31 protein-coding genes and 1 riboswitch are annotated in these 24,731 nt (G+C 29.5%); of the genes, 2 read left to right on the forward strand and 29 right to left on the reverse strand.

The window, feature by feature from the left end:
* Window positions 1-198: 198 nt before the first annotated feature.
* The 29 genes from J3477_RS02465 to J3477_RS02605 all read right to left on the reverse strand — a co-directional run bounded on the left by J3477_RS02465 (window position 199) and on the right by J3477_RS02605 (window position 22,943).
* Window positions 199-489, reverse strand: a complete 291-nt coding sequence (locus J3477_RS02465) for a hypothetical protein (RefSeq protein ID WP_206867967.1) — start codon at window positions 487-489, stop codon at window positions 199-201.
* Between the two features lie 114 nt (window positions 490-603).
* Window positions 604-2,055, reverse strand: coding sequence for a PH domain-containing protein (locus J3477_RS02470; protein ID WP_206867968.1), 1,452 nt, complete (start codon window positions 2,053-2,055; stop codon window positions 604-606).
* Window positions 2,045-2,536 (reverse strand): PH domain-containing protein, encoded by a 492-nt coding sequence (locus J3477_RS02475; protein WP_206867969.1) that lies wholly within the window; start codon window positions 2,534-2,536, stop codon window positions 2,045-2,047. Before J3477_RS02475 ends, J3477_RS02470 begins: the two co-directional genes overlap by 11 nt.
* A 597-nt stretch (window positions 2,537-3,133) precedes the next feature.
* On the reverse strand, window positions 3,134-4,009 hold the full coding sequence (locus tag J3477_RS02480) for an NAD-dependent epimerase/dehydratase family protein (RefSeq protein WP_206867970.1): 876 nt from the start codon (window positions 4,007-4,009) through the stop codon (window positions 3,134-3,136).
* An 89-nt stretch (window positions 4,010-4,098) separates the two neighbouring features.
* On the reverse strand, window positions 4,099-5,346 hold the full coding sequence (locus J3477_RS02485; RefSeq protein WP_206867971.1) for an MFS transporter: 1,248 nt from the start codon (window positions 5,344-5,346) through the stop codon (window positions 4,099-4,101).
* A gap of 478 nt (window positions 5,347-5,824) precedes the next feature.
* Window positions 5,825-6,391, reverse strand: coding sequence for a hypothetical protein (locus tag J3477_RS02490; protein ID WP_206867972.1), 567 nt, complete (start codon window positions 6,389-6,391; stop codon window positions 5,825-5,827).
* A gap of 347 nt (window positions 6,392-6,738) precedes the next feature.
* Entirely contained in the window at window positions 6,739-7,065 is a 327-nt protein-coding gene (locus J3477_RS02495) for an SdpI family protein (protein WP_206867973.1), read from the reverse strand.
* 315 nt (window positions 7,066-7,380) lie between these two features.
* Window positions 7,381-7,815: a GTP pyrophosphokinase gene (locus J3477_RS02500; RefSeq protein WP_206867974.1), complete on the reverse strand. Its 435-nt coding sequence runs from the start codon at window positions 7,813-7,815 to the stop codon at window positions 7,381-7,383.
* A 116-nt stretch (window positions 7,816-7,931) separates the two neighbouring features.
* On the reverse strand, window positions 7,932-8,816 hold the full coding sequence (locus J3477_RS02505) for a GNAT family N-acetyltransferase (protein ID WP_206867975.1): 885 nt from the start codon (window positions 8,814-8,816) through the stop codon (window positions 7,932-7,934).
* A gap of 119 nt (window positions 8,817-8,935) precedes the next feature.
* Entirely contained in the window at window positions 8,936-9,130 is a 195-nt protein-coding gene (locus J3477_RS02510; RefSeq protein ID WP_206867976.1) for a DUF4177 domain-containing protein, read from the reverse strand.
* Window positions 9,123-9,812: an HD domain-containing protein gene (locus J3477_RS02515; RefSeq protein ID WP_206867977.1), complete on the reverse strand. Its 690-nt coding sequence runs from the start codon at window positions 9,810-9,812 to the stop codon at window positions 9,123-9,125. The genes J3477_RS02510 and J3477_RS02515 overlap by 8 nt, the downstream gene beginning before the upstream one ends.
* Before the next feature lie 54 nt (window positions 9,813-9,866).
* On the reverse strand, window positions 9,867-10,646 hold the full coding sequence (locus tag J3477_RS02520) for a GNAT family N-acetyltransferase (protein ID WP_206867978.1): 780 nt from the start codon (window positions 10,644-10,646) through the stop codon (window positions 9,867-9,869).
* Window positions 10,647-11,181: 535 nt separating this feature from the next.
* Window positions 11,182-11,739: an NUDIX hydrolase gene (locus J3477_RS02525; protein WP_206867979.1), complete on the reverse strand. Its 558-nt coding sequence runs from the start codon at window positions 11,737-11,739 to the stop codon at window positions 11,182-11,184.
* 678 nt (window positions 11,740-12,417) lie between these two features.
* Window positions 12,418-13,068: a DUF3885 domain-containing protein gene (locus tag J3477_RS02530; RefSeq protein ID WP_206867980.1), complete on the reverse strand. Its 651-nt coding sequence runs from the start codon at window positions 13,066-13,068 to the stop codon at window positions 12,418-12,420.
* A gap of 19 nt (window positions 13,069-13,087) precedes the next feature.
* Window positions 13,088-13,201 (reverse strand): Type 1 glutamine amidotransferase-like domain-containing protein, encoded by a 114-nt coding sequence (locus tag J3477_RS02535; RefSeq protein ID WP_228731242.1) that lies wholly within the window; start codon window positions 13,199-13,201, stop codon window positions 13,088-13,090.
* A gap of 113 nt (window positions 13,202-13,314) precedes the next feature.
* Entirely contained in the window at window positions 13,315-13,773 is a 459-nt protein-coding gene (locus tag J3477_RS02540) for a GNAT family N-acetyltransferase (RefSeq protein ID WP_206867982.1), read from the reverse strand.
* A gap of 121 nt (window positions 13,774-13,894) precedes the next feature.
* Window positions 13,895-14,395 carry a hypothetical protein gene (locus J3477_RS02545; protein WP_206867983.1) on the reverse strand — a complete coding sequence of 167 codons (501 nt, stop codon included), beginning with the start codon at window positions 14,393-14,395 and terminating at the stop codon, window positions 13,895-13,897.
* A 324-nt stretch (window positions 14,396-14,719) separates the two neighbouring features.
* Window positions 14,720-15,238 (reverse strand): GNAT family N-acetyltransferase, encoded by a 519-nt coding sequence (locus J3477_RS02550; protein WP_206867984.1) that lies wholly within the window; start codon window positions 15,236-15,238, stop codon window positions 14,720-14,722.
* A 34-nt stretch (window positions 15,239-15,272) separates the two neighbouring features.
* Complete coding sequence (locus J3477_RS02555) at window positions 15,273-15,962, reverse strand: radical SAM protein (protein WP_206869633.1); 690 nt, start codon at window positions 15,960-15,962, stop codon at window positions 15,273-15,275.
* A gap of 12 nt (window positions 15,963-15,974) precedes the next feature.
* Window positions 15,975-16,688, reverse strand: coding sequence for a B3/B4 domain-containing protein (locus tag J3477_RS02560; RefSeq protein WP_206867985.1), 714 nt, complete (start codon window positions 16,686-16,688; stop codon window positions 15,975-15,977).
* Between the two features lie 255 nt (window positions 16,689-16,943).
* A riboswitch (guanidine-I (ykkC/yxkD leader) is annotated at window positions 16,944-17,039 on the reverse strand.
* A gap of 130 nt (window positions 17,040-17,169) precedes the next feature.
* Window positions 17,170-17,676, reverse strand: coding sequence for a hypothetical protein (locus J3477_RS02565; protein ID WP_206867986.1), 507 nt, complete (start codon window positions 17,674-17,676; stop codon window positions 17,170-17,172).
* A 313-nt stretch (window positions 17,677-17,989) separates the two neighbouring features.
* Entirely contained in the window at window positions 17,990-18,787 is a 798-nt protein-coding gene (locus J3477_RS02570; RefSeq protein ID WP_206867987.1) for a class I SAM-dependent methyltransferase, read from the reverse strand.
* A 34-nt stretch (window positions 18,788-18,821) separates the two neighbouring features.
* Window positions 18,822-19,037, reverse strand: a complete 216-nt coding sequence (locus tag J3477_RS02575) for a DUF4177 domain-containing protein (protein ID WP_206867988.1) — start codon at window positions 19,035-19,037, stop codon at window positions 18,822-18,824.
* 316 nt (window positions 19,038-19,353) lie between these two features.
* On the reverse strand, window positions 19,354-20,052 hold the full coding sequence (locus tag J3477_RS02580) for a class I SAM-dependent methyltransferase (protein WP_206867989.1): 699 nt from the start codon (window positions 20,050-20,052) through the stop codon (window positions 19,354-19,356).
* Between the two features lie 85 nt (window positions 20,053-20,137).
* Complete coding sequence (locus tag J3477_RS02585) at window positions 20,138-20,530, reverse strand: VOC family protein (protein WP_206867990.1); 393 nt, start codon at window positions 20,528-20,530, stop codon at window positions 20,138-20,140.
* A gap of 75 nt (window positions 20,531-20,605) precedes the next feature.
* Complete coding sequence (locus J3477_RS02590; protein ID WP_206867991.1) at window positions 20,606-21,514, reverse strand: phosphotransferase enzyme family protein; 909 nt, start codon at window positions 21,512-21,514, stop codon at window positions 20,606-20,608.
* Window positions 21,515-21,580: 66 nt separating this feature from the next.
* Window positions 21,581-21,868 carry a 5'-methylthioadenosine/S-adenosylhomocysteine nucleosidase gene (locus J3477_RS02595; RefSeq protein WP_206869634.1) on the reverse strand — a complete coding sequence of 96 codons (288 nt, stop codon included), beginning with the start codon at window positions 21,866-21,868 and terminating at the stop codon, window positions 21,581-21,583.
* Window positions 21,869-22,078: 210 nt separating this feature from the next.
* Window positions 22,079-22,243 carry a DUF6019 family protein gene (locus tag J3477_RS02600; protein WP_206867992.1) on the reverse strand — a complete coding sequence of 55 codons (165 nt, stop codon included), beginning with the start codon at window positions 22,241-22,243 and terminating at the stop codon, window positions 22,079-22,081.
* A gap of 172 nt (window positions 22,244-22,415) precedes the next feature.
* Complete coding sequence (locus J3477_RS02605; protein ID WP_206867993.1) at window positions 22,416-22,943, reverse strand: GNAT family N-acetyltransferase; 528 nt, start codon at window positions 22,941-22,943, stop codon at window positions 22,416-22,418.
* A gap of 348 nt (window positions 22,944-23,291) precedes the next feature.
* Here J3477_RS02605 and J3477_RS02610 point away from each other — a divergent pair, with 348 nt between their 5' ends.
* Together J3477_RS02610 and J3477_RS02615 are read left to right on the forward strand one after the other, a co-directional pair.
* Window positions 23,292-23,777 carry a hypothetical protein gene (locus tag J3477_RS02610; protein ID WP_206867994.1) on the forward strand — a complete coding sequence of 162 codons (486 nt, stop codon included), beginning with the start codon at window positions 23,292-23,294 and terminating at the stop codon, window positions 23,775-23,777.
* 17 nt (window positions 23,778-23,794) lie between these two features.
* Window positions 23,795-24,721 (forward strand): hypothetical protein, encoded by a 927-nt coding sequence (locus tag J3477_RS02615; protein ID WP_206867995.1) that lies wholly within the window; start codon window positions 23,795-23,797, stop codon window positions 24,719-24,721.
* Window positions 24,722-24,731 lie beyond the last annotated feature (10 nt).

Below are 24,731 nucleotides of genomic sequence, written 5' to 3' on the forward strand. Positions count from 1 at the left end.
TTAAATTTAGTAGACAACCTATGGATGTTAAATCACCAACATTTTTTTAGTACATAACCTCAGTGATTTAAGATAGTCGTGCTCAGCCATATAAAGCGATATCACTTCATCCCATAATTTATATTTTCAAATTAAAGTTTTACATATTTATTTTCAATCAAAGCTACTTAAATTCTGTTGTTTCACTTTTTATCAGCATTACGAATTTATATTTTTATCCTTTACTACATTTGACATTCCAAAGATTATCGGAATTACAATTGTTGAAAGTAATATTCCTTTGAAAATAGTGTGATAATTACCACTAATATTAACTCTATCCACAGCCATACTGCCAGCCATATATATTGAAAAAGATATTATAAATGAAATGACTTTTCCTATATTATTTTTGCTAAGCCATTTTTTTAAGTTTAATTTAGATCCCAAGAAAATAAGTATACAGCATGAAACAATATATGAAACTAAAAAGATTATTACAGTAACCACCCATATTCCCTCACTTCTTTATAAATTTAATATTATGCTATTCCATATTATCTTGAAGCTTATTTGTATTTCCTAGCATAATATTAATTTCATTTATTTCTCAATTTTCCTTCATTACATAATCAAATTTCCATATAGTTCAGTGTCAAGACTTTCGTTCATATGTCTTACCTTAACAGCTTCAGGCAGTGTAGTTGAATACACGCTTATCAAATAATCGCATACCTTGGCTTTCCTCTGGTATGGATTTTGTTTTCTTTCTATTGCTTGAACACTGCTTTGCTTAATTATAGTTGTTGTTTTTGTAAAACTTCCTCCACTAGCAAGTATTAGTTTTTCTGTTACTCCTAGAGAAGTATTTCTGTAGTTTAAGTATCCAAATAGTATATTTATTAAAGTTATTATAACGATGACTCCTATTTTAAACTCACTAGGTATAGGTTTAGCTAAGAAATATAATGGTATAATTACTATAAGTGGTAACAACACTCTCATAACAATAAATCTTTTTAGGCTATGCTTAGGAGGTCTTTTAATATCAGCTGAAAAAATCATCTCTGGAAGCAAAGAAGCTAAGAACCTTTGCTTAAAATCATCATTCGCAATAGGATATAATATTGCTTTTTCATTTTTTTCATCTCCATAACCTATGGTTATTGCTTCTATAGTGTAGATACCTAATACCTGCTGGAGTGTTCCCTGCTTATATTTTAATGCATGAATCTTATCTATTGGAATTGAATACTCTTTTTTACTAAGTAGTCCATAGCTTATATTAAAGTTTTTATCTTGAACTTTTATAGTAAAATTGTATAACTTAACTATTTCAAAGATTATTGCTAATAAGGTCATAACAATATATACAGCTAAAAGCATTCCCATAATCATAAATACAAGCTTTACTCTATCCTGTAGCATTAAATTATTCATATCAATCGAATTAGTCAAATTTTTTACTATAGTAGTATTTGTGATTTTTTCTACATCATCAGCAAAATTCATTACTGCAAAATATCCCCCAAGCGCCCATCCTAGTTTTCCTTTTGTTATTGCATAAAGCATAATTTCTCTTATAGAAATCACTTTTTTAGGTATTTCTTCTTTCTTTTCTTCCTGGAAATCAATATCTGCTGTGTTATTTTTTATATTTAATACAGTGTCTCTAAGCATTTCTGCTAATTTATATTTAATTTTTAATTTTAACTCAGCTTCTTTTCCAATGGCACTTCCACTATCTATTTTAACTGTACATAGTCCAAGAATTCTATCAAAAACTCCTTGGCCCATATCAATAGTGTTTATCTTATCAAAGGGTATTTCCTCTCTAGATTTTTGAAATACACCACTTTTATAAATCAACATATTATTAGCAATATAATATTGTGTATTAAGCCATTTTTTTATTTGTATAACCACTGTACTAACCACTATTACTGCTCCACCGATATATATATATTTATTGTGACCAGATATTAATATTATTAACAAAAACCAAAATTGTCTTAGAGATTTTAATACATCTTGTACTATAACAATCCAATGATTTCTAGTAGGGTTATCTATCATTTTCTGTCACCTTTTCCTTAACCTTATCCTTCAAAAATTCACTTATCTCTTCTGCTTTAGACATTTCAATATTAGGGATCTTATGTTCTCCCCCTGCCGTGAATATCTGAAGATCAGCTAAACCAAAACTTCTATTTATAGGGCCTTGATTTATTTTGATATGCTGAACTCTTACAATTGGTATTATTACAGTTTTAACCCAATAGATCCCCTCTGAAAATTCTATCTTATCCTTATTTACTGAATAACTCCATTGCTTATATTCGAGCTTTGGATATACTATTGTATTTAAAAGTAGTAATCCTATTATGATTGCAATTCCGATATACAAATATATACTAGCTGTGCCATCAAGAAAATCAAATTTTGTTCTTAGAAGATAAGTACCTCCAATTAATATGATTGAAACTATAGCTGTGGATATGGCTCTAGAAATAAACCAAGATTTGATTGCATTGATATTTAATTTATTAGTTTCCATAAGTCCTCCTTAAGAAGTATTAATAACCATATTATAAACTATTAATTATTGCTTTTCAAGTTTTTTCTATAAATACTCTATAATTGTCAATTCATTTAAAACATGTGTTTATCACTCGTTCTTTGTTTAAATTCCTTTTCTCAATTTTGATTATACATAATTCCGTACAACTTTCTATATTTTCTACAAAACCATTCATTTTTCGCTATGTAAATAACGCCTATATAAAATAAATTTTATAAGAATATAAGTTGATGAATTATTTAAATTTTAGCAGATAACTTGAATTCACGTTAAGGTTTATATTAATCATCATTTACGAGTAAATCATTTAAGTGAACCTTTCATAGTTAATACAAATAAAGCCATGGGCAATATAGAATTATCTCTCTATTTACCCATGGCTTTCGTATTATTTAAGACTTATATATATTTGTATAGTGGTTCCGAAATTATTTGGTTTTGTTTAATCTACAAGTTCCTTCGAATCAATTTAATAGTCAATAATTTAAAATTTATTTTATCATATATTTTCATTAATATATTTTATATAAAGATGTACCTTTCTAATTTTAAATATGCTTTTAATTACAACTTCTAAAGTGCGGAATTAGCTCTATTTATATATTTATCTAACAATTCATATATCCATGTATTTAGCTCAGTAAAACAATAACCTAAATTACTAGCACGATCAATATCAAGGCTAAATGACTCTTGTCCATTATAGGATCCTTCTAAGCCCTCAGATGAATATATTGCTTTTATTTTTGTTTTATGTTCTACATAATCAATTATTTCCTTCAATGAAATCGTACCAATATTATTGCCATTAATAGGGCCAACAAACTTTTGCTCTGCTACCCATGCTAAAAATTCTCCTGCTTCAGCTGAATTTATAAATCCTATCTGTTCATTTATATTATCTAGATTCATTGGATTTCCATTGATTATTTGCTCAACATAAAAATAAAGTCTATTAGTATAATCATCTTCTCCAATTACATAAGGAAGCCTGACAGCAACAGCTTGAAGCTTAGGATATTCTTGAAACAACGCACTTTCAGCTTGGCGTTTTACTTCAGCATACCGATAATCTTCTCTGGAACACCATTTAAGATCATGTGAAAGAGGTTCAAACTCATTTTCAGAAGTTAATAGATGCTGATTTTCATAAACCGATGCAGAAGATGTCATTACATATCTTCCACATTTTAAAGAATCAAGCAAAGCCTTCACATCATTTGAACAATAAGCAATATTATCACAAACAACATCATAATAGTGTTTACCAATAGTTTCTTTTAAACTATCTGAGTTAGTCCGTTCAATAATTATTCTATCAACTTTATCTCCAAAATTATCTTTTGCTTTACCTCTAGTAGCAATTGTCACTTCATGACCTTTACTTATTAATGAATCTACTAAATGTTTGCCAAAAAAGCGAGTACCACCTAATACTAATACTTTCATATTTATCCCTCCTAAATATATGCTTTTTAATCATTGAAAATTTATTTAATAAATAATACTTCCTCTACAAATCTTATATTTTTAAACCTCTAAACAGTTTTTAGCTTCATAGGTTTTGGAAGAAAAAAACATACAATTGATGCAAATATGCATAAAACTATGGCTGCATAAATGGAAATCTCATATCCTCCAGATACATCATATAAAAGTCCTGGAACATAAGCACCTAAAGCAGAACCAATTTGGTGACTGAGAAATACCCATCCTAATATAAGTCCTATAGAATAATTTTTAAAATATCTTGTTGCAAGTAATTGAGTAGGTGCAACCGTAGCAAAATCTACTAATCCAAACACTACTGCAAAGGCTAATAGCATAAACGGTTTATGACTATGTATTAAAATTATCAACGACATAGCTCTTACAGCGTATAACACACCAAGCATAATCCTGTTATCCAATTTATCTGCAAGTATCCCAGATAATAAAATGCCTAAGATATTAAATCCCGCTAAAAGGCTAACCGCTGCACCAGTTACCTCATTTGAAAAGCCACATTCATGAGATAATGGAATAAGGTGAGTGTCCATCAGACCTGTTGTGGTTATCCCACAAATAAAAAATTGAAAAAGCAAAAACCAAAACTGTCTATATTTTGCTACCTCCCAAAAAGATACCTTAGTTTCATTTACAACTTCATCATTTTTTATTTTTATATCATTCTCTGCTTGCCCTATTGCCTTAAGTCCTTTTTCTGAAGGATGATTTTTTAAAAACTTAAGTAAAATAGGAAAGACAATAAGCACGAGAAAGCCTCCTGTATAAACTACAGTATTTCTCCATCCAGAATTATTAATCAAAGCTAGACTAGCAGGAACTATAAGCATCTGTCCTGCTCCTCCACCAGCCTCCATTATGCCGAAGGCTAGTCCCCTTTTCTCATAAAACCAATCTGATATTATAACTGTTGTAGCTACGTTGGATAGGCCTCCAAACCCAATTGATGCTAAAATGCCATACAGTATAAATACTTGCCAAGCTTCAGTCGCAAAGTGTACTAAAAAAATATTAATTCCTATAAAAAAAGCACTGAAAGACATAACTTTGCGAACACCAAACTTATCAATTATTTTACCAGATATAGGCTGAGAGATACCGTAAATCACAAAGCTTAAGGTAGAAATCAATGAAATTGTACCGCGATCTAAAGAAAAGCTCTTTTCAAAAGGCTGTATAAATGCTCCAAAGGAAAGTCTTACCCCTTGTGCTGCTAGTAGCCCAAAAAAAGATAGAAACAGGATAACCCAAGCATAATGAATATTATTTTTATGTTTCATATTACCTCCACTGTACAGTCTCTGAAATGCATCAAGTACTATAACCCTTTCTAGATTTAATCTATGTTTGTTAGTATAAAGTACATCTATAAATTTGTAAAATTGAATTTTTCGAATTTATAATTCATAATTTTAGATAGGTCTTTGCATTTATGGAAACTTAATTTAGCTCCTTATGTAGATGTATAAACTAATTCAGTCCTTGAACTCAAAATAAAGATTTCGATGAATCTACGAATCTTTATTTTAATTGATTTAAATATGAAGTAATTTATCACTAGAGTTTACAGCTTGAAGTTAAAATTATACTCATGGTATTAGATTAATATTAAGAAAAGTACTAATTGAAGTCTTATTACACTTCAATTAGTACCCATATAAACTTTTCTTTTACACAATAAATACTGTTAATCAAAAGCAATAATTATACTCCATGTACGCTATTTTGTATTTTGTTTCTATTTTATAAATTTTTAAACTAAAGATGCTCAAACTCCGTTTTCCATTTGTTATTTTTCAACCATTCGTATAACTGATTGGATTCGATATAAGTTTTTTGTCCATCATAATCAAATTCAACTACATTTACATAATAGTTAATGTGACCATTATCACTATTTATATGAAATGCAGGTTTTATCTTTATTATATGTTTGTTTGATGTTGATATACTTAGTATAGAAGGTCCGATATTTGCATTAAATACAGGTTCATCTTTACCAAGATTGCTGGCCTCTGGCATCTCACCTTTGTATAGTTTTGCTTGCTTTAACCAAGGTAATACTTCTGATAGAGTTGCTTCTTGATCCTTTGAAGTCCATTTTCCTTGAGCTGGAGTATCATCATCTATGTCAATTCTTTCACTGCTTGTAATATCCTTCAATTCACTAGTATATTTTGATTCTTTGTCTTTAATTCCTTGCTGTAGCAATTTTGAAGAGGAACTTTCTTGATTTTGGCTTGACTTTTTTTGGCAGCCAACCATGAGGCTTAGACACACTATGATAAGAATAGTATATCTTATTGTTTTTTTATAACTCCGCATATGGACTCTCCTTTTTACCCTTATATTTAATGTTATGCAAAATCCTAAAAATATTAAATTATTAATACTTTGCTGTATCATTATACTTCTATAAATAAATACGTTTATAACTAGTAAAAAGTTCAGCTCTGATGGGATATAGTTTCATATACTTTTCACATTTTAACCTAATACTGCCCATATACTTCTACACCATTTATTCATATATGTTTGTCATGACTTACTCTACAGAGTTCCTATATTGAAACTTAATTTGTACTTGTACGAAAATTTCAGTTTCTGCGAATTTTTAGGCATGTATAATTACTAGTTGAGTTAGGAACTCTATACAGAGCTTGTTCAATATATTATTTTGCACTTCCATCCTTATTAAATAACTTTCTCAAATGAAGTTCTGTAAACAAACTAGCTATTAACATAAACGCAATATTAATATATACAGCTATGGATAAATTGCTAGCATTACTATAATTCAGAATAAGACCTAAAAGAATTGATATTAAGCTTCCCACAATAATAAAATTAGAAACATATCTGTTTCCTTCATTCCAGGTAGTCAAATTCTGCATTGAAAGCTTCGATTTATATCCAAATCCTGTGATATGCTTTTGTTTTACAAATCTTAATACTAAAAAAAATATCAATATTATTCCGCACATTAATATATAATTCATAAAAATCACTCCAGTTTTTCACAGATTTTTTTAATACATAGAACTCCAACTAACTTTTTATTATTTTTATTTCTCTTATTGAATTATCCATCATTAGAAATTAATATTTTCAAGCATGTTATTTAACTAAAAATGTCACTTAAACTATCCTATTACCTTTTGTACATTTAAGATGTACTCACAAAGTTCATTATATTTCTTACTTAAGATTCGCAAGTAAACACTGCACTCTTTAGGCAAGATAATTTGATTCTCATTAAAGAACTTTCTAAATTTAGACTATCCCCTTAGGGTAAAGTCAATATATCAGTATCCTTATAAATATCTATTTAGTTCATCCCATGCCTGCTTATATTTTTTAATGCGCTTAATTATATCTTCATCAGTTATATCTTTAATTCTTCTAAAGTCCATATTATGCTCAAGATCAGCTAATTTCACCTTGATTGATAACGGTTTTGTTTTAACTCTATCAATATAATCAAAATAATCCTCAGTCTCTCCTCTTGTTAAACATTCTAATGCACTTAAAATCTCGTCTGAGAAGCCTATATTTCTTAGCTCCTCAAAAGTTGCATCTGTATCTTCAACTACATCATGTAAAATTGCTACTATTTTTTCTGTTTCAGTTTCCATCTTGTTCATCACATATATTGGATGTAATATGTATGGCATACCACCTTTATCAGTCTGTCCTTTATGCTTTTCTACTGCTAGACATATTGCTTTTTCTAAATAACTAATTTTCATCACCTTTTTCTTAGTTTTATATTTCAAGTATAACAAGATTTATTTTATTCTTGATTTTTTTACTTTCTCTAAATATTATTACTAATATATCTAAAAATAGACTATATTCTTTTTGATTAAACCTTTTTGGTCATATACCCCTTTTCTGCTAAGCTAACAAAACCTACTTTATCGTAAAAAACTTCTGCATTATTACCTACAGTAACATTTAGCCTTATTGCTGGATAAATTTTGGATAATAAGTTTAATGTCCTTTGCAGCAGCTTTGCTCCTATACCTTTTCTTTGAAATTCTGGATGTACTACAAAATCAAGTATATATGGCAATCCATTAACATAGCCAACCATACATGCTCCAACAAATTTATTTGAAATTGTATCAAGAATCAATGTAGACCATTCATTAGTAATATTCATTGCTTTTATATGCTTAAAGTAAGCTTGAACATTTAAAAGTTGAAAATCATAGGATTGAGATGATATATACTGAAACTTATTATTGCTATATGAATTAAAATAAAGTTTTGCCATAGCTTCAACATGCTCAATTTCAGGAGCCACTATTTTATATCGCTCTTCCCAAATCACATTAAACTCATCAGTAGCACACACCATAAGCTTGTCAATTCTATTTAGTTGAAATCCCGCACTATTATAAGCTTCTGCTATTCTTAAATCAGCATCAGGAATTACGATTTCCTCAGTTTTATTCGATATTGTATTTACATGTAAAGTTAACACTTCAATTAGTCTACTAATATCATCAAATGGTGGTATAACAAATACACATTTTAGAATATTTGGCTTAATTAATGCTCCACCTATTCTTTTTCCTTCTTTTTCTACCCAAAAACAAAAATCTACATTCTTATATCGATCAATATCACTTTGAAAGCTTAACGACATCCATTCATTAAAATTACTTAGTCTATAAATAGCATGATATTTAGCCCACTGTTCTGAGTTTGCCTTACAAATTCTATATTCCTTTAAGTTTTCCAAAATCTTAGCCCCTTTATATTAGTTAATTCATTTTTTAATTATCTTTATTTCTACGTTTGTATTTGTAGAGTCCTATAGATATCGCTTCTTTGAGTGCACCGCTAATAGTATATTAAACCTTAAACTTCTTTCTCAAAAATCAACTCATAATGTGTAGCAGAGCCATATATACCTGTTGGCGGAGTTAAAATTTGTACTAACCTCCATCCTGCTTTCGCATTTTGCTCAATTATGGCATGATAATCCTGCTTTGTTTTTAATTCCTTTAGCGAAAACTTTTTTAATTCTATCCTTACAAATTCATATTTATACATATAGCACCTCATTTAAACCATCAATTTCTGATCTTAGGATTTTAAAATATTCATCCATAAATTTCAGTCTTTCTTTACCGATTTCTTTTGCGGTCTTTGTATATAATTTATCGGGGATTTTCTTGAATTTTATTTCGTATTCAATAAAAGGTGTGTGTTTTGATACTTCTTTTATTCTTCCATTTTCAACAGTATTAGCTTTAAGATAGTGATTTAGATCTGTGTTTGTTGTTAATCTCTGTCCAAATTGTCCTGCTAACATAAATGAACGAGCAATGCCGGTTGCTCCAATAATATCAAGCTTGTCTGAATCAAAAAGTATTTTTGCTTCTATTGTTTTAGGTTCATTTCCTGTCCTAAATCTATGAGCACTGATGCAATGCTTTATCATATCAATTTTTTCTTTGTCATATTCTAACTCGCTTAATATATCTTCAGCAATGTCACAACCTAAGACAGCATGGTCAATTTCTCCTGTTTTATCTTGGCTTTCTTCTACTCTTGCGATATCGTGTAGTAATGCTGCTGGAATGAGAACTTCTAAGTCAACATTTTTCTCATCCTTTGAAATCAATAAACAAAGATTAAAAACCCTAAGCACATGATCTAAATTATGAGCTGAACAAGTTAATCTCTCCTTAACAATTTCTAAAATTTTTTTATGTTTCATTTCTATATCCATATATTAGCCTCCAGTATTCTTATATAATCCTTAAACAATCTCTCTAGAATTTACTTACTCACCAATCATTTTCATGGCATCCTCGGTATCAATAGCAGTCATTTCTACCCATGCGGTTTTATATCCGCACTTTACAGCATTACTTTTTGATGCAATATTTGACCATGCAGTACAATAAAACGGTACTTTTCCAAGTTTAATAATCTCATCTGTCAAAAGCTTTGTGAGTGTTGTTGCCACTCCTAGTCTTCTATATTCGGGTAAAACATCGATTCCTATCTGCCACATTGTATCACAGTCATTGCTTGCACCTGCCACACCTGCTATTTTTCCATCAATATATCCAACTACCGCCAAAATATCCTTTTTATCACTGTCAGAGTTATATCCTAATGCCATAGAAAATCTATCATCTTCATACAATGCTGGAATTTCATCTTCAATAAGCATCTTCACTTCAATATTTTCATTAATCAAAACTTGTTTTTCTAAATCAGGTAGAAAGAATTCAGCAATAAAACATACACTTTTGCCGTATTTTTCAAACTCTCTATTTAATACAATTAACTGAGGCGTATCAAAGCATCTATATTCAGAATGCCTATCAACAAACCCCTTCATAAACTCTTCTATTCTTTCATCTACAGAAACCACCAATCCTGAACCATAATAGGCTAATCCGCAGAACAACGGCTTTTTATAGCACTTTTTTCTTCCCTCATTTAGTTTAGATATTACAACGGTACTTCCTTTGTTCAAGAAATCAGTAGCTTTGCAGTTTAAGTCTATTGCCGATTGTTCCATAGCTATCTTCCATATGTCTTTATTAATCATATAATATTTCCTTTCTAAACACTTTACCTCAATTTTTCTAGTGCAGTTAAGTTATATCAAAACTCATTATATTTATAGATACATTTTATTTTTCATCATTACTGATATTATTTTCAACTAGCACCCAATACCAGTCAAATAGTATCCCTTTGTCAAAGATGTCCACCTTATATGTAAATTCGTTATAATTTTCAACTATCGACTTCCCACTTGTAATTATATCATTAATTTCCAGTTACACCCACAAAATTAAGAGACATTTTAATCTTTTTCACTGATAAATATCCAAACTCTCTATCTTAAATTTAATATATAAGTAAAGAGTTACTGTATCGAAACTTAATCTGTACCAGCACTAAGATCCCGACTTCTGTGGATTTGCGGGCTGGTATAGATTAATAGTTGTGTTAGGAACTCTAGAACTATTTTTTATATTACCATTTAAAAACACCCCATAATCCAGATTTGAATAATGGGATGTTTTTAATAAATATTCTATTTCATTTCTTTTGCTACTTTATAAAAGTATTACTTATTAAATCTTTATTAAATCCATCTGCATTAAGGCATGAAATAAAGATGAAACGTGTAGTGCTTGGAGAAAATCATTGCTTTTAAGACTTGTGATTACTTCATTCAATGGCTTTAATACAACCCTTATTTGTTCTGTTTCATCTAAATTAATATCTTTAGTTAATTCAACATCCAAGGCTAGAAAACAATAAGTAAGGTTATTATGATTTGCTGGATTAGCAGATATGGTACATGTATGAATAAACTTTTCACCTGTATAACCTGTTTCCTCAGCCAATTCTCTCTTAATTGCTTCAACAGGAGATTTATCTGAGGGCTCCATTCCTCCTGATGGTAGTTCTAAAAGTGTCTTTTGGCATCCATGACGATATTGCTCAACTAAAACAACTTCTTTTTGTTTAGTTATTGCTACAACATTTACCCATATTGGATATTCATATACGTAATAGGGAGTAACAATCCTACCATTTGGCATTTTACATGTATCTGCCCTCAACGAAATCCATTTGTCCTTAATAATATGTTCAGATTTCAATAACTCCCAGTTAAAATTCTCCATACCTCTCATCCTTCCTTTAACTTTTAATTATTCAATAATATTTTTCTACTCCTAATATAACATCTATTTCTCTCTATAGTTTATGTGTAAATACTATCCGTGGTTAACTCTTTCAACTTTAAGAATATATTAATTTTATGTTTGTCTGCGTACTTTTTATAATACTTATAAATAGAAAATCGATTCAAAAAAATCGTAGAACAAATTTATACTCATTCCTTACATATAACTTTTATGTTATGATTGGATTAATTACTTTAATAACTTTTTTAAAAGGAGCTTATATGAAAAATAAGTATAAAGGTTTGGGTGTTTTTGGCACTTTTCTAGGCATGTGGCTTTCCCGAAACTTTGGAAATAACAAGTATTTTGGATTAGATGGTAGAATGCTCATTTTACTTTTTGCTATATTACTAATAACTGCATGTATAATTTCTATGATTATAAAAAAAATTTTATTTAATAGCATTTTTAAGTTTAATTCTAATTTCCCCTATGTTTGTCGGATTTATAGGGATATATTATGATAATATAATTTTGGTCACTGGAGGCTTAATTGGATTTCTTATTTTACTTGGATTATATGTTATATTAATGAAGCGATATCAAAGAAATAAAGATAATATTAACTACGATAAATATAAAAATGATTATTAATATAATGAATAAACAATAATATTAGCTCATGAAAATATTATCAATTCGTTCTTTATCATATGCTAAAATCCAACTGTTATATTTTTCATATATAGGTAATAAGGCTCCCTTACTCTCAGATATTAAATCCATCCCTCTATCGTCATACATATAAAAAATTATATGCTTATGCAAATTGATGAAAAAAACTTCATCTGAAATATATGGTTCAATAGCAAAGTCCTGGTGAGCTTTTGCTTTTAAAATTCCAATGTAGTCAATAGATTTAATATTACATAGCAATATATGTTGATATGTAATACCTGATAAATCGCCATTTTCCTCATAGTGCTTTTTCAACTCTATACTACTTACTTGCTTAATAAGTTCTTTATCTTTCATATACTTTGGAAAAACCTCTTCCCCTTGGTTGGAGCATTTGTAAGGTTCGATACACCGAAATCTTTTTATGGTAATAAGCATCTGTTCATCAGTATCGAATATTTCTCTAAAAATCATAATTGAACGTAATAATATATTTGTAAAATAAGAAGCGTGTTCAACTCCTCTATTCGGCATTCCAAGTTCAAATCTTAAACCAACTGAAGAATTATAGAATAGTGGAGATTCTAAAGGTATATTATAAAAGTGTTGACGAAGGAAGTCACTTAATATCACATTTAATTCTTTCATGTGTCAAATTATCCTTTCTTTAACCTGCACTAATACCAACAACTATTTTTTCTTGAACCAATTTTTTCATGATGTCTTCACAGTTTGCTTTTCTCATAGAATTTAACAAATAAAATGGATTACCACCTTTTATTTTAAATACCTAAACCTATCCCAAAATTCTAGTAATTATTCTTCTTTATTTTTGTGTCACTGAATAAGAGATTATGAAGTAAAACAACATCTGATTATGCTTTTTTACAGGAGTTAGAGGAACTTATTCATTGATGTATAATTTGATACCTGAAATCCAAGATTTTCATATAATGGTTTCCCTTTTTCAGTCGCCATTAAATCAACTGCGGCAACGCCTAATAGCTTTGCTTCTGATAAAAGTTCTGTCATAACTTTCGTCGCAATTCCTTTTCCTCTATGTGGAGGGTATGTAAAAACATTGTATACCGTACCGACAAGATATGATGAAAACGCTATTAACGGAGGTCTTTCCACGATTGACATAAATGCAGTTGCTAATACTTCATTTTCATTTTCGGCAATGATAGCAATAAATCCCTTGTTAAGGTGTTGAGTAAAATATTCTTCTAACTTCGTTCTAATATCTTGCACTTCTTCCGAAGTAGACACACCTTTTTCTGCAAACAGGTATTCCATACGAATCTTTATGAGGAGGTCAATATCCTCTTTAACCATTTTTCTTACTTTCATGTTTTGCACCACCTTATATTTATAATCTTCAATTCGCACTTTTTTACAAGGTCGTCCCTTAAGAAAATTATTCATTATTATGTTTGTTGTTCTTTCTCTTTAATTCTTCTAGTAATACGTTCTATTGCCTCTTTCTTCTAAGCATATCTTCTGAAAAATCGCTATCTATCATTCTGATAGGAGTTATTAGTGGTTCATTTATCTGCAACAATTTTTTATTAACTATACCTCCATTAGAATTTAGAAATATTAAAAGTTTTTTACCAAATAAAAGATAATTTCTTGATATTTCCTCACCTATATTAATCACACGAATTGCATCGTTAAAATGATTTATAAAAAAATGTTCAAAATTTTTGAATATGAATATATATCCTTCATTGTTAGGTAAAATTTCTGATTCTGACTTACCTTTAGTAATCTTAATCCTATAATCATCCCAAAATGATTCTGCATTCTCCCAATCATTACAGTCAAAAAAGTAAGTATCCAAACCTTCTGATTCTAATAATGTTATATATTTTTCAAGAACTTCATATTTTGTATAAAATTTAAAAACTCCGTCCACTAACAACTTGAACCAAGTTTGCTTTATTGTTATTTCATATTGTTCATTATTCATTATTTTTCTCCTATAAATAGTTCTATTTCGTAATATAATTACCACTTTGCCTTAATCACTTGTAATTATATCATCTAAATACAATTTATTCCACGAGCTTTACAGTTTACTGAGCTTACTAATTTTTTACAACACCATTCAATTTTCAAAACATTATTCTTTTATTTCACTTAATTTATACCGAATTTTTGATCTTGCAAAGCAAAAACACCGCAAAATTCAATTTCATGAATAATGCGGTGTTTCCATATAAATATCCTTTGGGGAATCACATTCAAGTATCATATCTAACTACTAAATTTAAACACAGTACATTAACAAATCCTATAATACAAATTTCATTAAATTATCTGTCTGCTCATCATCACCTAATTTGAAAATATGAGTGTCAAACTTTTCAAATCCCAGCTTTTCATAAAATCTTATTGCATTTATATTGTGTTCCCATACCCCTAGCCACACATAATTTAGCTTGTTGTCTCTTGCAAACTCTATTGCTTTTTGTATTAGTCTCTTCCCGATCTGTTTACCTTTGCACTCCTGCAATACATAAATTCTTTGAACTTCCAGGCTGTTTTCATGGCCTTCCTCTGTTTGTGCTTTGTCAAAATTAACTTTCATGTATGCTACTACTTCTTCATTATTTTCCACTATATAAAATCTCGAGCCGTTATTTTTCACTTCACTTTTAACTTGCTCATAAGAGAAATTTTCTCTTAAATAGTTTTCCATATCTTCTTCAGTATTTTCATTAGAAAAAGTTTCATAAAAAGTTTTCTCACCTATATATTTGATTTTTTCTATATCTTTTAAAGTACATTCTTTTATTAAAAAGTTCTCCATAAACTTTATTCCTCCAAATTATATAATGCCATTGTTAAATACTTAGTAATGCCTTTGATATCTCCTCATATCTTTCATCAGTTATACCAAGCTTTTTCTTAAATCTTTCATCATCCATTTTTGCAACAATTATCCTGTCAGGAGATATTTTCTTAATGATATCCTTTAGCTTACTAACAGATTCTTCATCATCGTTATAACCCTTTATGATTGTAATTTCAAAAATAAATTTTCCTTTGTACTGCTTATTAAAGGAAACCATATTCGAAATGTATTCTTCTATGGTATACCCATCAATTGGTCTTTGAACTTTCTGAAAATCCTCTTCAGTTATTGTTTTTATCTCTCCAATAACCTCATCACATCTATTTGCTACTTCTATGTATTCAGCTCTGCCTAGTAGATATCCATTAGATAGCAGTCTTATAGGTAACCCTTTGCCTTTAATTAAATCAATTATATAACCAAGTTTATCATTAACAAAAGCTTCTCCTTTTGAGTTAATAAAAATCAATTCTGCCTTAGTATTTTCTATAATGCTTTCAAGTTCTTTTAATGAACTATCCATTTCATCAAAGGATTTCTGTGTATCTACCTTATTTTGCGATCTTCCAATAGGGCAAAATATACAATCAAAGTTACAATACTTTTCAGGTAGTATGTTTACTTCCAGCACTCTTCTTCCATCTTCAATATAAATATCTTTATAACTAAAACTCCCCATCATAATGTCCTCCTAGAAATACTCTATTGTTATTTGTTTATTGTTAATATCAAGAATTGAAGTTCTACATGTTCCACCTAATTCCTCTTGCACTATTTTTGTTAAATCTTTTAGAGCATTTTCAAACTCTTCAACTCTTTTTTCATCAGTGAGTTCAATACACAGAAAAGCATTTCTTGTATCTTCAGTAAGCATAGTTCTTACTGATTCACGCCAATTCCAGCACCTGCAAATCGCACCCTCATTATCTTTATATATTATTTCACCTTCATATGGTGGTTCACTTTTATCTGTTCCTAAGGTAATAAAAGCTTCATCTCCAGCTGCCTTAGTAAGCCTTATATCACCACTAAAAGTATCAATATCCTCCCCACCACAAGGTAATGCATATCTTAAGGAAATACAGTTGTATATATCAACAAGCGGGTTAATAGTACCTAGATGATTTCCATTGTTCACTCTCTTTAGTAGTGCTTCAATAGACGATCTTGCACCCTTTTTTGTTTTAAACTTTTGAAAGGCCTCTCTCCATACTTTTATAACTTCATTAGCGCTAAATTCTGCATTCTGCAAATATTTTAAAGCTTCCTTTTCTGAATTATAAATCATTTCCTTATATTTATCTTTATCTTTTATAGAGTTATCTATATCATTACAAATAACTATTCCTATCTTAGTATTAGGAAATAAATTCCAAAAATCATCCTCTACAACAAACTTTTTCATTATTGTTCCTCCTCATATCATTTGATTATTAATATATAAAACAGTCTGTACAACTGATGCATCTTTATCATCTTTTGGAGATAAGTATTAAACCAACTATACATAATATCACACCTGAAACAGTAGTTAACGAAACCCTTTCTTTAAAAAACAACAGACCTATTGGAATAAGTAAAAGTACTACAAAAATAAAGAAGTCTACATTGCTCTAAAATAAATAAAAATAAAAAAAGCCTAAGGAAATATTTTAAAAATATCTCCCAGGCTTTTGTCCTTCCGTGTACACAGTTTCCTGTGCGTCTTCTCTCGGACCAGCCAGTTATAAACTGCGGAACCCTAGAAAACTATCTTATATAAACTTTTTATAATTCATAAATTGCAACTTACTTAATTTAATTTAGCATACAAGTTCATTTAAGTCAATTTAATATTTTATTATAGACTTTCATATCATTTAGGATATAGATTTATTAACCTGTGTTTATTTACCAACAAAAGTAGCCATTCCATTATCTCCGTTGTAAGGAGGTGCTCCTTCAACTGTTACATAACAGATTATTAGCTTATACTCTGCTCCCTTAGGAATTTCTCGATTTAAAGTTAATACATATGTTTTTGCAGAACCATTCTTTGATTCTATTTTAACCATATTATCCTTAAGCGAATTTGTCGCATTCACCCTATCATTTTTCCCAAGAGTACCTATGCCTTTCGGATTAACATTCTTCATATCTTGAATCCAGTAATTAGTTGCTTTTGTACCTAATTTTATATCGACATCCCTATCATAGCTAATTTGAATTTGATTAGGTGCAATCTGCTCTAATTTTGCCAGCATTGGAACAGGAAGTTGAACATTTTCTTCTACGGAGCTTTGTTCAATGGTAGAAACCTCAACAACAGGCTTAGCACTTACAGTATTGTCCCTAAAAGACTGTGCTGCTACAACAGTACACGCAATTAAGAAATAACATATAGATTTTTTCATAATTTCCTCCTTTGTATAATAACATTCATGATTATTTTTACAGTGATATATTTTCCAAAAATCATTAAATATATTAGAATTGATTATGTTTTTTTATAATTTTTTCAGCATTACTGGTTCACTTATATTATCTAAAGTTAACTTTTTAATAACGTAATATTCAATTAAAAAGCAGTTTTTCTATATTTAATTTCAATAGTTATATAGCATAATTCTAGTCTTTCCACATAAAAACACCACATAATTCGATTCTGAAAAATGCAGTGTTTAAATCAAATGTCATAAAACCATTGGTGTAATTTTTTCCATAAACTTACACCTTAGTGGATACAAACAATCCAGCTTCTTTAGGAATGTTAATAGCTCCTTCTTTTTGTCTTATAGCTTCGAAATATTCATAAAAACCATTCAAGTCACTATCAGCATAAGTTGCTATGGTGACTGTAGATTTTAACCAGTCTATCAAATCCTGTGTTTCTGTAATAGACAGTGAATCTTCATAATCATACCTTTGAACATCATCAAAATACTCTATTAATAAGCTTTGTCCATTTTGGAGAGTAAAAGAGATATCTTTTGTGAAAGATTTTAGATCTGGATTAACCTCTTTAAAAGCATCGCGTAGATATGTTCTCATGCCACCATTTCCGTTTGTTGCAGCATAAAACTTGCCGCCATTTTTTAATACTCTTTTTACTTCTGAAAGAGCCTTTGGTAAATCAGGAACATGATATAACATGTGATTTGCTACAATAACATCAAAACAATTATCAGGAAAAGGGATATTCTGAATATCTAACTTCTGTGCCAGCATATTCTTCTGACCAGAATACTTCTCCCAAACAACTTTCACCATGCCTTCTGAAAAATCCGATAAAACCAAGGTACAGTCTTCAGGCAATAAATGAATCCTATTCTCCCATTGTGTGCCGTTTCCACATCCTATTTCAAGTATGCGATCCCCTTTAGAAAATTCATATTTCTCAAAAAGCCAAGGTACAAAGCCTTGCTTGTTTGTACTGTGTTTTACATGTAAATTAGTTCTTTTTGCTAGGTTGTTACCGTCCCTATACTGTTCTTTCACATTTTCAACTTTATCCATCATCGACATAATTGTGCCTCCCAATAATACCAAATTTTCATTTTTAACAATTCGGCCTTTTAAAAATCCATTTTTCCTCTGTAGTTGCCCCTGAATTATTGTCTCCCCATGCTGAGGACTCAGCCACCACGTTTACAAGCTCCCATCCCTCTTCACCAAGTCCTGGCAGCAGTGATTCCATATCATTATTCCATTTATAGTCTGAAAAAAATCCAATATTTCTTTTACAAGTGATTATTTTATACTCCCACTTTTGCATACCCTTCCTCCTAATTACTCCCATCATATAATTTATAGTATTTATGTTTTATGAACTTGAATTATTTTACTAAAATATTATAATATACAAAATTATAGCATATACTTTCTCCAAAATAATACAATTTAGTTACATAAAAACATCGTTCATAGAAATGTTAAAATTAGGCGATGTTAAAAGCCACTTACTAAATTATTCTTTGATTGATACAAAAAAAACACCTCAGAATTCAATTGTGAGTAATGAGGTGTTTCAAGTAATTTTCTGTTTTTATTAAGGTGAAGTTAAATAAGAATATTGTTCACCATATCAAAAGTTATTTCTTTTTAAATAAGGCCGTCCACATAAAACCTAATCCTTGCAAAGTACCTTCTATTCCCTCGTTATATTTTTTTATCTCTACAACTTCAAAGTCTTTACAAAATATTTGCTCAAGTTTTTCCTTGGTAAATGCAACTCCTTTACGGTGTTTTTCATAATATTCCCAGTCCGTAACTTCATCTGCACATTTTTCTCCCCAAGCAAAACATGTTAGTCCAAAGTAAGAACCTTGCTTTAATGAATTTCTTAATAGTTCAACATATGAAATTCTTCTGTGTGGAGGCAAGTGATGAAAGCAACCACTATCATATATAAAGTCATATTCTTTGTTATCTAATTCAAAAATAGATTTACATATAAAATTAACACTACAATTGTTGTTTTCAGCAAATATCCTAGCATTAGCAATTGCTGATTCAGATAAATCTACTGCTGTTATTTCACTACCTAACTTAGCCATATATACAGCATTTCTTCCTTCCCCACAACCAAGCTCAAGGACGTTTTTGGGAGCAATTACTCCACTTGCAAAATATCGTTTTAGATTTTCATCAGGTAAATCAGGATATACTATAAATGGAGCCTTAGCCCATCTCTCTGAGTAAAAACTGTTCCATTGTATTGCTTGGTCAGCAAGTTTGGAATCTAACATATTAAATACATCCTCAACATTCAAAATATCTTGATTAGCCACAATATTCTCCCCCTATTTAAAACTTATCAATCAGTTCCTAACTAAAGATTTCACTTATATTGTTCAATTTATTGGAATTATATATTTACACAGTTATGTACCAATATACACCATATTTATCTACCACATCAGCGCAACAAGAACTCCAAGGAAGTGACCCTAATGGAAAAAGCACCTTCCCTCCTTCTACTAACATGGAATATGCCTTTCTAACTTCATCTTCGTTATCAAAATTAATTCCATAACTCATAGTGGGACGCGAATCTTTTAATGATGAGGATAGCATAGCATTTACGAAGTCATCATTTCGGGATTCACTTACGGCAAATACTTCCTGTCCATCTCTAAGTAACACCGCATGTATGTATGTTCCATCTTGAAATTTCTCATTATATCCCAAAGTCATTCCAAAGGCTTCCTTATAGAACTCCACGGCTTCAACTGTGTTCTTAATGTATAACGTTGCTCCTAATTTCATCTTTAACGCTCCTCGTATTATATAAATAATCTTTGTATCACATTTTTTCATATTCTCCATTTAATCATTTTAAACTCACAATAATTCCATTTGAGAGCTGATTTGTTCTTTATTCTCCCACAACCATAACAATATTTTCGCAGATCCTTCAGCAGCTTCTGTATTATCATTGTTAACAAAGTAAGCTACAAAAAGCATTTCGATTGCAAGCATCATAACTGGCATAGCTTTTTTCTCCTCAGAGCTCAATGGTGTTACAGAGTTATACCCATTAACTACGTTGTTTAATATTTCAAACCACTTCTTTGTCTTTTGTTTGTCATCAGTATTATCAATCAAAAAACTCAAAGACATATAGCATATATCGAAAACCCGTGCATTGATTTCACTTAGGTCAAAATCTATATAACCTGTTAAGTTATTATTCTGAAACAGCATATTTCCTGGATGTATGTCTCTATGTATTAACTGACGAGGCAAATTAGGATAAACATCTTTTAATTCCGAAACGCATTGCTTTAAAATATTGTCTGGTATTAAAGTTATATCTTTATTTTTGAAGGTTTGACATACCCAACCAACAATCTCATCATAGAAATTATTATCATAACAATAAATATCCTCCTGACATTCTCTAAAAGCAACATGTAGCTTACCAATTACTTGTCCAATTAAATATGCTAATTCAGGATAATTACTATTATAAATATCAGTTAAATGCTCACCATCTATCTTTTTACTTATAAAAAAATAAGAATTATCTTCAACTATATAATCTAATCCATCCATGGTCTTTATTACTGTAGCTACTGGTATATTTTGCTCTGATAAAGCTTTTATTATCAATAGATTGCTATGAAGGTTATTTATGTCTTTTCCAGTTTTTAAGACATATTTATCACCAATTTGCCAAGCAGAACTATAGATTTGCTTAATAGGCTCATTTGAAATATCCCACTTATCTAATATACGGTTGAACTCCAACTATCCATCATCCTTTCCTTATAATTATCTATCAAATAAATACTCTTCATGTATCTCAATTCATTCCTATGCTATAGATAAACTTAGCTTTCTTATTAGTCCTTCAACTACTGTTATAGAATTTTGTGCAGCCAATTCAACGGTAGCTTTAAATTGTTCTGAACTATTTTCGTCTGCATTATCTGACATTGAGCGAATGACTATAAAGGGTACTCTATTAACGTAGCATGTATGTGCAACACTAGCACTTTCCATATCAACACATACAGGATTAAATTTCTGTACTAGATCCCCTCTTTCATTATGAGTAATAAATGTTTCGCCAGTAATAATTCTTCCAGTATGACATTTAATGGACTAATACCTCATACAATGGAACCCGTATGTATATATGTTTTATAGCATTAGCTTCTGTATTAGATAAATGTTGATATTTTATAGATTGTCCATTTAAGTATCAGTAACAACATTTATTTAATACATACTAGAAGGCTTTTTTAAAATTACTAATCTATATATATTTTTTCACAAAAAATAACAAAACAGATATAGACTTTTTCTACACTATTTATCTGTATTTCTACGTTCATGTTCATATAATTCCCCAGTTATTGCTTCTTTTATTGTGCCTCTTATATCTTCTAAACTTTCATATATTGCATTTTTTACTGCTAGTTTGATAGTAAAATAAGTAATAACAATCACTATAAGAATCAAAATAATTTCCATATAAATCCCCCCCTTTTTGTACACCATATATTAATATTAGCCCTGCTTAAGTGTAATAATGTTTTACACTTTAACTTCATATAAGAAATCACGAGTCTCTTCATGAAAAAAAGTTTGCATCAACACATTTATGCTGCTCCATCTATTTCAAATTTCTCATTTTTATAATTTTCTACAATTCTAAAATATACTCTCTCCCATCGTATATATTTTTTCCTCTATTACATTCATATGGTATGTCTTTAATATATGTAAAGCCTAACTTTTCCAATACTATTTTGGAAGCAACATTTTCTTTTGCATGTCTACCCATTAATTCCTTTATCCGTAATTCTTCCTTAGCAAATTTTATTACTTCTTGCATTGCCTCTACTGTGTATCCAAATCCCCATGCTTTTTCACCTAAATTATATGCTATTTCAAATTTTGAATATTCTTCATCAACATAAATCAATCCAGTTCCTATTAGCTCTCCAGTTTCCTTCAATAAAATTGCCCACCTATACCAATCATCAGCATTTATCTTACTTATTTCTTCCCTTACCCAACCAATAGTTTTATTTACATCATTATGACTTTCCCAAAACATATACTTAGCTACATCAGGGTCACTTTCCCAACATTCAAATACTTCTTGTGCATCTTCCATATAAAATGGTCGTAATGTTAATCTATCTGTTTCTAATATAGGTGTTTTCATAAGTATCCTCTTTCATTAAAGTTTATTTCATTGCTTTTGCCTAAAATATTCTGTTCAATGTAATTCTTCTATCTTTCCATAAATTCTAAATTACTTGTAATTATATCACTATATTCCAATATATCCCACAGCAATTTTTTCTAATTACCTATGAAATACTTCACTCCTCAATCTGTCCATTTTTTGAATCATCTATTATAAGTTAAGAGCTATATCTATAATTAATAACACATATATTTGAGACTTCATATAATGTTATAAGCATTGATATTTCTACAACTAAGCCTATATTTAATAAAAACATATTTAAGTTTTTAATGAACAAAAGTATTATGGAGGTTTTAGAAAATGCCTAATGTTATCTTAAAGAAATTATCTTCTAACTTCACTGGCTCAATACCTTACACAAAAAGAACTTGCTTCACTCAATTTACTGTATCAGATAGCATTTCGGCCCCATTTGATGGTTTTAATAATAAATGTCTTGAGGGAAATAAATTAGATTTAATAATAGATGGTGCTAGTTTTGTAGATACAATTTGCGAAAATTCTTTTGAAGGACAAATTCTTACTGGAAAGAAACTTATAATTATCGGTCATTTTGAAAGTAAAATTTTCTGTCACTACCCTAACAATATTAAAAAATGTTTTACTATAAATAAAAAATTACCCTTCAGCACTTTTATAGTAGTACCAGTAGATATTTGCATTGATGGTCCAATTAATCTAAGCTACTATATTGAAGATATAACTGCAGCAGTACTTGTAAAAGGAAAGATATTTGTGGCAGTTTCACTATTATTAAAATATGAAAATGAATATATCCTTGAATAATTCTAGGTAGGTACTCTATGGAAGTGGTTAATATCTGCAGAGCTGATTTTGATTACAAATTAAGACCAAGAGGACATAGGATAAAAAAAACTGTAGTTAGCAATGTGGTTTGCACAAAAATCATCGATAAGGTTTTAGACTTAACAATTTGTGTCAACAAATCTGAAGCAGTAGTATTTGATCTGCTAACTTATACAGTAACTATAAAAAACATATCGAATAAACTGATTGAAAATATAACTTTCATAGATCATAAATCTTTTCTAACTAGTTTTGTAGTCAATACCTTATATGTAAATAACAAAAGTATCCCCTGTACCTTTCCAGAGGAAGGTTTATATCTTGGCGATTTGCATCCTTGTGATGAAATATTAGTAAACTTTCAAATGCTTATTAATGAGGACTCTTCCTGTAAAAATGTATATAATTTTTTTGAAATTGCCTATGATTATCTTTTTAATATTGAACTTCCTCCAACAAGAATAATATTGAAGAGCGATATTGCCACTACTTATATTAAAGCAATCTTCAAACAGTTTGATATTTTAAGCATACTAAATCTACCTTTTAAAGATAATCAACTAATAGACGATATCGACATTACAGAGGATATTTCATTGTCTATTAAAAAGTTAGTTTCAACTCCTATAATATCAGTAGCCTCTTCTCCTTTAACAAAATGCTTAAGATTAATCCTAATCGGAAATATTGATTACACCTTGTTTTGTATAGTTGATAAGCTTAATAAAACTTCAAAAATGAATTTTTATTCTGATGATTTTATCGATAGTTTTATAGTTTCTGTTCTAGTACCAGAAAGTATGAATTTATTAAATCTTGAGGAAATAAATAACATAAAATTCCATGTAGATAACTTTCAAAAGGTAATCTTAGAAAACAACAGATTATTAATTCAAAGCCTGATATTACTTGAAATACATTAAGATTTAAAAA

The organism is Clostridium zeae, assembly GCF_017312485.1.
GTDB classification, from domain to species: domain Bacteria; phylum Bacillota; class Clostridia; order Clostridiales; family Clostridiaceae; genus Clostridium_AR; species Clostridium_AR zeae.

What these genes read in the sequence shown, in the direction of transcription:
- J3477_RS02525 (WP_206867979.1), bottom strand. Translation starts at nt 11,739, where the DNA reads ATGGAGAATTTTAACTGGGAGTTATTGAAATCTGAACATATTATTAAG.
- J3477_RS02470 (WP_206867968.1), bottom strand. Translation starts at nt 2,055, where the DNA reads ATGATAGATAACCCTACTAGAAATCATTGGATTGTTATAGTACAAGAT.
- J3477_RS02615 (WP_206867995.1), top strand. Translation starts at nt 23,795, where the DNA reads ATGGAAGTGGTTAATATCTGCAGAGCTGATTTTGATTACAAATTAAGA.
- J3477_RS02520 (WP_206867978.1), bottom strand. Translation starts at nt 10,646, where the DNA reads ATGATTAATAAAGACATATGGAAGATAGCTATGGAACAATCGGCAATA.
- J3477_RS02515 (WP_206867977.1), bottom strand. Translation starts at nt 9,812, where the DNA reads ATGGATATAGAAATGAAACATAAAAAAATTTTAGAAATTGTTAAGGAG.
- J3477_RS02490 (WP_206867972.1), bottom strand. Translation starts at nt 6,391, where the DNA reads ATGCGGAGTTATAAAAAAACAATAAGATATACTATTCTTATCATAGTG.
- J3477_RS02540 (WP_206867982.1), bottom strand. Translation starts at nt 13,773, where the DNA reads ATGAAAGTAAGAAAAATGGTTAAAGAGGATATTGACCTCCTCATAAAG.
- J3477_RS02565 (WP_206867986.1), bottom strand. Translation starts at nt 17,676, where the DNA reads ATGAAAAAATCTATATGTTATTTCTTAATTGCGTGTACTGTTGTAGCA.
- J3477_RS02500 (WP_206867974.1), bottom strand. Translation starts at nt 7,815, where the DNA reads ATGAAAATTAGTTATTTAGAAAAAGCAATATGTCTAGCAGTAGAAAAG.
- J3477_RS02510 (WP_206867976.1), bottom strand. Translation starts at nt 9,130, where the DNA reads ATGTATAAATATGAATTTGTAAGGATAGAATTAAAAAAGTTTTCGCTA.
- J3477_RS02530 (WP_206867980.1), bottom strand. Translation starts at nt 13,068, where the DNA reads ATGAAAGAATTAAATGTGATATTAAGTGACTTCCTTCGTCAACACTTT.
- J3477_RS02495 (WP_206867973.1), bottom strand. Translation starts at nt 7,065, where the DNA reads ATGAATTATATATTAATGTGCGGAATAATATTGATATTTTTTTTAGTA.
- J3477_RS02610 (WP_206867994.1), top strand. Translation starts at nt 23,292, where the DNA reads ATGCCTAATGTTATCTTAAAGAAATTATCTTCTAACTTCACTGGCTCA.
- J3477_RS02485 (WP_206867971.1), bottom strand. Translation starts at nt 5,346, where the DNA reads ATGAAACATAAAAATAATATTCATTATGCTTGGGTTATCCTGTTTCTA.
- J3477_RS02550 (WP_206867984.1), bottom strand. Translation starts at nt 15,238, where the DNA reads ATGGAGAACTTTTTAATAAAAGAATGTACTTTAAAAGATATAGAAAAA.
- J3477_RS02605 (WP_206867993.1), bottom strand. Translation starts at nt 22,943, where the DNA reads ATGAAAACACCTATATTAGAAACAGATAGATTAACATTACGACCATTT.
- J3477_RS02570 (WP_206867987.1), bottom strand. Translation starts at nt 18,787, where the DNA reads ATGTCGATGATGGATAAAGTTGAAAATGTGAAAGAACAGTATAGGGAC.
- J3477_RS02600 (WP_206867992.1), bottom strand. Translation starts at nt 22,243, where the DNA reads ATGGAAATTATTTTGATTCTTATAGTGATTGTTATTACTTATTTTACT.
- J3477_RS02545 (WP_206867983.1), bottom strand. Translation starts at nt 14,395, where the DNA reads ATGAATAATGAACAATATGAAATAACAATAAAGCAAACTTGGTTCAAG.
- J3477_RS02555 (WP_206869633.1), bottom strand. Translation starts at nt 15,962, where the DNA reads ATGGGGAGTTTTAGTTATAAAGATATTTATATTGAAGATGGAAGAAGA.
- J3477_RS02575 (WP_206867988.1), bottom strand. Translation starts at nt 19,037, where the DNA reads ATGCAAAAGTGGGAGTATAAAATAATCACTTGTAAAAGAAATATTGGA.
- J3477_RS02475 (WP_206867969.1), bottom strand. Translation starts at nt 2,536, where the DNA reads ATGGAAACTAATAAATTAAATATCAATGCAATCAAATCTTGGTTTATT.
- J3477_RS02480 (WP_206867970.1), bottom strand. Translation starts at nt 4,009, where the DNA reads ATGAAAGTATTAGTATTAGGTGGTACTCGCTTTTTTGGCAAACATTTA.
- J3477_RS02585 (WP_206867990.1), bottom strand. Translation starts at nt 20,530, where the DNA reads ATGAAATTAGGAGCAACGTTATACATTAAGAACACAGTTGAAGCCGTG.
- J3477_RS02560 (WP_206867985.1), bottom strand. Translation starts at nt 16,688, where the DNA reads ATGAAAAAGTTTGTTGTAGAGGATGATTTTTGGAATTTATTTCCTAAT.